Source organism: Lentisphaera araneosa HTCC2155, assembly GCF_000170755.1.
Classification (GTDB): Bacteria; Verrucomicrobiota; Lentisphaeria; order Lentisphaerales; family Lentisphaeraceae; genus Lentisphaera; species Lentisphaera araneosa.
The window spans coordinates 47,424-55,288 of record NZ_ABCK01000032.1; the positions used below are offsets into that span (position 1 = coordinate 47,424).

Here is a 7,865-nt window from a genome sequence, read left to right on the forward strand (position 1 = left end):
GAGCATGTCGACAAGTGCTTTCGCTATCAAAGCCATCTTTTTTAAAGCTCCGAGTACGAAAAAATCGAAATATTCGATGTTAAGAATCGTATAAAAGAAACAAAAGACCTCAGTAAATTTCAGCCTGAAAAATCAAAATTTTTGACACCGGCTAACAATTAGATTACTTCAAAGTTTGGGAAGTAAAGACAGCCAATTGCCACTCGATTCTTTTGAGTGGCTTTTTTATTAAATATTGCCATCTATTAGCATTGGTCTATATTCTGAAAAAATGAATCACGGAATTACATGAAATACTTTTTCTTAATATTGACTTTCGCCCTCACTACAATTGCTGAAGAGCAGCGCATTGTTTGCCTAGGCGATAGTTTAACGGCTGGCTATGGCGTTTTAGAAAGCGAGGCTTGGCCAGCGCTTCTTCAAAATAAACTCGATGCAGAAAAGGCCTCTGCAAAAGTCATCAATGCGGGCTCGAGCGGCAGCACCTCAGCTGGTGGCATGAGCAAAGTGAAATGGCTCTTCAAAAAAGATGTCGACGTTCTTATCCTTGCTCTCGGAGCGAATGATGGCTTACGTGGTTTGAGCACGGAAATGTTGGAAAAAAATCTTCAGAGTATTATCGATTATTGCAAAGAAAAAAAGCCTAGTATTCGGATCATCATAGCGGGCATGAAAACTCCCCCCAATATGGGACAAGATTATGCGACTAGCTTTGAAAAAGTTTACCCTAAGCTCGCTGAGAAAAATAAAATCGAACTCATCCCCTTTATGCTAGAGGAGGTTGCGGGTCACGCAAAAATGAATCTCCCCGATGGAATTCACCCCAATCCTGAGGGACACAAAATCATCTGCCAACTGGTATGGGATATCCTCAAAGCAAAGCCGAGTCAATCAAGCCCTTCAAAGTAATTTACTCCTCCGCTTGAGCCTTGATGGATCTCCTAAAAAACTCGGATTCTTCAGTAAAAGAATTTTCGTCGCAACATTTTGCGAGCCTCGCAAAGCGTTCACCCGAATTGATCTTAAGATTACCACAAAGCTTATAGAGGCAGGAAGGACAAAAATAAAGATTTCGACTATCGGATTCCTCCCGGGAGTTACTGCCATTCATAACACACTTGTATGCGAGACAGTGTTTGATGCTAAATAGATGTCCCGCTTCGTGAATAGCTGTTTTTATCGTTCTCTTCAAACAAAGTTGATAGGCCTCCTGACTTTCATCTGGATTGCCATTGCGATAAATCGACCACAAACCCAAACCATCGCGTGGCCTCGCAATACCAAAAACAAAATTCCAATTGGGGTCGGGGTATAAGTCAGTCGCTGTAAACCCAATGAGACACAAGGCGTCTTTTGGCTTTTGCTTTTTGAGAATATCCTCCATCAAGTACTTGGTATAAAACTGCTTCATACCCCAGGAGGGATGAATGCGTTGACCTGAAGGTGAAATAGCTTTTTCAGGTAAGGCCTTGAGCTCTTTGACTTCGACCCCAAAACATAAACTCATATAAGTCTTGGTCTTATCTAAGATCTCGCTTTGTGTCTCGGTGAAGTTTCCAATTCTTTGTATATAAATATATTTTTTGACTGAACTACGACGAACACGGCGGGTGCGGATGTATTCTTTGACACTCTGCCCCGATTCTTCATGCTGAGCCAACCAATCGCCTGCTTGTATCTCGCCAAATTTTTCGTGAAGCGCTTTTAGCTTCTCATATTGAGTTGGGAGTCTTTCAGAGCGAAGCACCTTGGCTTTGCGCTCTATTTCTTCGTGTTGAGCTCCAACATTAAAGAGTACAAAAAAGCAAAGCCATTGATAAAACTTCATAAAGCGACCTCCATCATTCATTTATACAATGAACGTCAAAGCATCGACTTTATGATTTTAAAAGTGAGTTTTTATCGAAAAAAGAACTAATGAGCATTTTTCGTTAACTTAATGTATAAAATATTAAAGACCCTAAAGATATATTGGCATTGCTTAAAACTCGTCTTGAGTTTACTTGGCGACTTTATCTCCCTCCGGAATGGTAATCACTTGGAAGGTTTTTTCTTGCTTGAAACAACGCTTCATTAAGTCTTGAATTTGCTCAGCTGTGACCGCTGCATAATCTTCTTGCAAGGTTTTGTAGCGCAATAAAGTGTCGCCTTCAATATCTAGGGCTCCGAGTTTACTAACCCAAAAGCTTGGCTTCACTAATTCTTGGTCCAAGATATTTTTCATCTGTTTGCGAACTTTATCCAATTCTTCATTAGTGACACCTTCATCCCTTAGTTTAAGAACGACTGCACGCGCTTCTTTGGATGCTTGATCAACTTTATCGATTTGAGCCGTGAAGTAAATATAAAATTTACTGCTCTGACGCAAGGGGCGTGAAGGAGCATAGGTACTGAAGATTGAGTAAGTTAAATTGCGCTTTTCGCGAATTTCTTTGAACAAGCGAGTGGCGGCGATTTTCCCTGCGAGGAAGAGTGCCAAACCTTCTTTATCATTGACTTCAGTTATATTCCAACCACTCAAAATGAGGCATTTTTGATCCTTAGTTTGCACCGGAACTTTCACCGCTACATCACCGCTTGGTTGACCAATCGTGAGCGGAATCTCTTTAAGGTCAAGGCGCTTAGCTAATGAACCTTGGAATTTGGCCACTAAAGCTTTGCTTTGCTCGAGATTAATATCTCCAACAATACTCATTTCAATGGGGTTATTATAGAGAATCTTTTGTATCCAGGCTTCCACTACGGAACGTTGAACTGAATTAAGAAATTCCTCTCCTAGAAATTGGTTCAAACGTTTTTCATGGCTCCACACACTCTCGTAGAGTCCTTTGCTCAACATCGCATTAGAATTCTTAGGGCGCTCTTTTAAAGACACCAGAGCTTGCTCACGAGTTTGCTCAAAAAGCTTATCATCAATTTTGTAATCGGTGAGGTACATGTGCAGCATCTCCAAGGCATAAGGGAGGTCTTTCTTGGTGGAAGTTAGAGAAAACTTAACACGAGTTGTTTCGACGCTCGCTTGCAAGCTAAACTTCTTCCCGATACGCCAATCGCGAATATCGCTAAAACTCATCAAACTTGAACTCGCTTGATTTAAAACCATGCCCGCCATGCGAGTTAGGCCAAGTTCATTTTCCTTCTCTTCTAAAACACCGCCCGCAATATTAAGCTCTACGTAAACTTGATCCTTTTCATAATCCATGTGACGATGACGGCAGACACAACCATTTTCAAAATTGAACTCAGTGATTGCCAATTCTTCTTCTACTGTTTCTGTGACAGGATCTTTAGCCACAGGCTCTTTCTCAAGTAAATTGTCTTTTATCGCTGCAAACTCACCAGCTTCTGTCTTAATTTTCGCCATTTCATCCAAAAGTTCTTTCACTTTTGCCTCAGAGGGAACTTCAGCTGAGTTTGGCATCTGCACCATTGCTAAACGGTGCCCCTTAGTATAATTTTTTAAGAAGATTTCATGGAGTTGCACAAGATTAAGTTTATCTAAATACTTTTCGAGATAGATTTTTTCTTGCATGGGAGACATGGATAAGACACCTTCGGTCACATCGTTATTAATGCCTCTGACAATCTGGCCATTACTCATATTGCCATAACTTTGAATCGCTTTATCTAATGAAGACACCTGAGCTTTCTTGGCTTTGATTAATTCCGTTTTGTCAAAACCATGTTGCTCCAAACGCTTGAGTTCGGTCAAGACTTGCTTAACAGCTTCTTCCCAGCGTTCATTCTTCGCTGTAATTCCCACATGATTCATGGTCGCCGCATTCCATAAATCTCCACGTCCAATACTAGCCGATAGGAATGCCGCATCACCTGTTTGTTTTAATTTCGCTAAACGTTGGTTCACCATCCAAGAAATCACCGAATCTTTAAGCGAACGTAAGTAATCATCCTCAGTCTTTAAAACTTCAACTTCAGGCTCAATTCCATAAAGCGTCAGTTCCGAAGTCGTCAATTCAGGATCCGTCAAAATCACCACGCGATCTTCTGTATAAGCCTTTACTTCCGGCTTTGCATGTTCGTCAACTTTACCTTGCCAAGCAGAAAAATGTTTCTCGATCAATTCCTCAACCATTTCCATATCGGCATCACCAACAATGATCAAAGTCGTATTATCGGGCTTATACCACTTCTTATAAAAATCTACGAAAGCTTGACGAGGAGCAGTTTTGATGATTTCCATTTTACCGATGGGTAAACGTTCTGCAATGCGGGAATTAGGCAGAATTTCTGGTAGGGATTTCTTAAGCATGCGATAACCCAAGCTATCACGCGCCACTTCTTCCTCTTGAATAACCCCACGCTCACGGTCAATTTCTGACTCAACTAAGCTAAGGCGATAGGCAAAATCTGACATGCAAAGCAAACCTTTATCTACAGTTGCTTTATCCGTTGAAGGAAGATCGAGAGAGTAAGTTGTTTGGTCAAAAGAAGTGAAAGCATTTTGGTGCATGCCAAAAGTTAAACCAATGGATTCAAAATATTTAATTAATTCACCTGGTGCAAAATTTTCCGAACCATTAAAAGCCATGTGTTCCAAAAAGTGGGCTAATCCCAATTGATTCTCATCTTCGTCGAGAGAACCCGAGCTCACATGTAAATAGATCGATACTTTGCCTGGAGGCTTCTGATTGTGGCGCAAAATGTACTTCATGCCATTTTTGAGTTCACCCAACTGTAAACTTTTATCAACAGGCAGCTTTTCTTTAGCTCCTAAACCCAAACTCACCAATAGTGATACTAATAAAACAAAACGCATTACTTTTCTCCTCTTAAACTTAACTGACAGCCTTCCACATGAGGGCCTCGTAAAATTGATTGTTCTAATTGTCCTTTATCATCAAAATCCAACATCATCACCGACAATTCTTTAAATGTACCATCTAATCTATTCAACAATTGCTCTCCGCCAAGAAAAAACGCCGTAGAAAGTGCATCTGCATACACAGCTTCTGGACAAATAACGCTGACTGAGTCCACTCCCATCTGCGGACGGCCCGTCTTAGGGTTAATTATGTGAGGGTAACGAACACCCTTATAAGTGACGTAACGTTCATAATTGCCACTCGTTGAAATCGCATTATTCAACATATCAACTCGGGTGATCTGATGCGCTTGATTGCGAGGATCGCGAATCCCCATGGGATAAAACTCTCGATCGGGCGGTGACTCTTTTAAAACGCGAATATTTCCACCGAGATCAACTAAGCCACGTTCATAACCTCGTTTCTGTAACATCTCAATCACTTTATCTACAGCGTAACCCTTGGTAATCCCGCCAAAGTCTAAAACCATGCCTTCAACTTTGAAGAAAACCGTCTTCTGCTCAGGATCTAAAACTATTTTGTCAAAGCCAGTGATTTTTAAGACCTCATCAATTTCTTGATCACTCGGAGCTTCACCTTGCTTTGAATAAAAACCCCACAAACGCATCAAAGGACCCACTGTAACATCAAAGTTCCCTTCCGTTAAATCGTACATACTTTTCGCCAAAATGACGTTCTCCCAAAGTAAGTCAGAACACTTAACCGGTTCTAAGTGTGCCGACTTATTAAGCAAGCTAATTTCGCTATCATCTTGATAGAGACTCAAGGAATCATTGATCTTGGCATAGATCTCTAACATCTCATTACGAACGTTCTGCGCCTTGCCCTCGTCTCCCCATACAATCAATTTGGCTTCAGTCCCCATAACGGGCATACCAGAAAAAACATGGCGTTTTTCAAAGTGAGCGGTAAACGCTAAAACTAGCATGGCTGGAATCATTTGAGCAAAAGCTAATTGGCGCTCTTTACCTCCAAGCAATATTTTTTCAGTCACAACCGCGCCAAAGAATGCTAAAACTGTCCCCACGAGATACACCAGTACGATGGGTAAAAAGTCGGGAACCTGTTGATTAAAAAAGTCTGCACTCGAACTGAGTTGTCTCATAAATAAGACGGGTGACGAAATGATCAAAGATACCAACCAAGCTCTACGCGCATCCACCCTGAAAATGCAGAGGAAAACGAGAATTGCCGCAGCATAGGTGATACCGTTGAGACCTAAGAAGGGCAAGGCCAGCAAACTGGCGACTAAAGCCTTCTTACTCAGACTCAAGCCACTATGCTTTTCAATTTCTTTTGAAGCCTTTTGTGCCTGCCACAAGTTTGTGGGGATTTGCATGGAATCTAAATGCTGGCGGAAGCCCATAAATAATAAAGCCGCGCCACCTAACCAGGCCCAGCCATGTCCCCTTGCTCCAAATACGGGAAACCAATCCGTTCCAAAGAGAACTAGGATTACTGCGGGCAAAGAAAAAAGTCCAAAATTCGCCCATTGCTGCTTAGTGAATTCAGGTCGCTTCGACAAAATGAATAAATACATGAATAAAGCCTGGAAACCCGCAGCTCCTGCGAGCCAAGTCAATTGCACGTTCGCTTGCTTACCCAAAAAGACCCCTACACTCGCACCATCGTATGGCACTGTATACATAAAAGTTCGCGCCACTAAGTCGAGCCCGAATTCAATAAATTGACTTTTCACAAAACCCTATTCACTTGTTTAAAATAATAAGCCCAAACTTAAGCCCTTTTCTATGAAAGACAATAAAACATTCAAAACTCTCAGCCTCGCGACACAAGTCCTGAAAAATTGGACGCAATCCCACAATTTTGACCTCGAATTGAACCGTCTGCGTCGCAGTGGTAATCACGAGAGTGACCTCAAGCGTGCGAGCCAACTTTGCCTTTGCGTCTTTCGCAAAAAAGAAAGCCTCGAAAAAATCGTCAAAAAACTCAGCCAAAAACGTCCGCGTGGTCGCGTTATGCACCTGCTTCTCCCCTCGATGGCCGCGATGCTCTATATGGATAAGATCACTCCTCAGGGTTTTGCGGACTCCGCAGTCGAGGCCGCAAAAAAGATTCTCTCCAAACATGAAGCTAATTTCCTCAACTCTTTTTTTCACAAGCTCGTGGATCAAAAGGAAAACCTTTTGCGAGAGGCGCAAAACGACCTTAATTTGGGGAGCGAACTCGAAAAAAACTGGAAGAAGAGTTTCTCTGCTGAACAAGTGCAAAGTTTTGCTTCCACTTTGAGCCTCGAAGCTGAACTGAACTGCCGCCTGATCAATTACGATAATCATGATCTCTTATCTCCCTTAGAAGATCTGGCATGGGATTCACCCTTTCAGTTTTATAAAATCAATGATGCAGCAAAATTCATTTCTCAAACTCCACAAGAAAACTTCTATATTCAAGACCCCGCCACGAGCCTTTGCATCTCTTTGCTGAAACCGCAAAAAGATGAAGTCATTGCCGATTTATGTTCGGCTCCCGGCGGTAAGACACTAATGATCTCGCACCTGCTTGAGGGAACTGGACAAGTTTTTGCTTCGGACATTTCAGAAAAACGCCTAGAACGCCTGCGCGAAAACCTCGCTCATCAAAGCAATGTTACAGTTCAGTGCCTTGATGCCCGCAGCTCCGATTACTCAGAAAAATTCGATGCCATTTTGCTCGATGTTCCCTGCTCCAATACTGGCGTCCTACGTCGTAAACCCGATGCCCGCTGGTCCTTCTCTCAAAAGAAAGTCAATGAACTTGTTGAACTCCAAGCAGAAATCCTTGCGCAAGCCGCAAAAATGCTCAAAGCCGGCGGACGTATCTGCTACTCCACCTGCTCCATCGAAGCCGCCGAAAACATCCAACAAGTCGAAAACTTCATCAAGAGCCACCCCGACTTCGAACTCAGCGAATCTCGCCAGCTCTACCCCTGTCCTCAACACGACGGCGCCTTCGCAGCTACACTTCAACGTAAATAATACATCGAGCAAATAGCGATCTATATCACATGGGATAGAGAAATAA

Annotated in this window: 5 protein-coding genes; 2 read left to right on the top strand and 3 right to left on the bottom strand. The window is 42.4% G+C overall.

Annotated elements, in window-relative coordinates; genetic code table 11:
• Positions 1–288: 288 nt before the first annotated feature.
• Complete coding sequence (locus tag LNTAR_RS21580) at positions 289–909, top strand: arylesterase (RefSeq protein WP_007280896.1); 621 nt, start codon at positions 289–291, stop codon at positions 907–909.
• 1 nt (position 910) lies between these two features.
• On the opposite strand, the gene LNTAR_RS21585 is transcribed toward LNTAR_RS21580, so the two are convergent.
• From LNTAR_RS21585 to LNTAR_RS26270, 3 genes are all read right to left on the bottom strand, one after another.
• The gene (locus tag LNTAR_RS21585; protein WP_007280897.1) at positions 911–1,828 is read right to left on the bottom strand and encodes an archaemetzincin; all 918 of its coding nucleotides are present in this window, start codon (positions 1,826–1,828) and stop codon (positions 911–913) included.
• Positions 1,829–1,999: 171 nt separating this feature from the next.
• Positions 2,000–4,777 carry a M16 family metallopeptidase gene (locus LNTAR_RS21590; protein ID WP_007280898.1) on the bottom strand — a complete coding sequence of 926 codons (2,778 nt, stop codon included), beginning with the start codon at positions 4,775–4,777 and terminating at the stop codon, positions 2,000–2,002.
• Positions 4,777–6,543: an FAD:protein FMN transferase gene (locus tag LNTAR_RS26270; RefSeq protein WP_007280899.1), complete on the bottom strand. Its 1,767-nt coding sequence runs from the start codon at positions 6,541–6,543 to the stop codon at positions 4,777–4,779. Before LNTAR_RS26270 ends, LNTAR_RS21590 begins: the two co-directional genes overlap by 1 nt.
• 52 nt (positions 6,544–6,595) lie before the next feature.
• On the opposite strand from LNTAR_RS26270, the gene LNTAR_RS21600 reads away from it, so the two are divergent.
• Entirely contained in the window at positions 6,596–7,819 is a 1,224-nt protein-coding gene (locus LNTAR_RS21600) for an RsmB/NOP family class I SAM-dependent RNA methyltransferase (RefSeq protein WP_007280900.1), read from the top strand.
• Positions 7,820–7,865 lie beyond the last annotated feature (46 nt).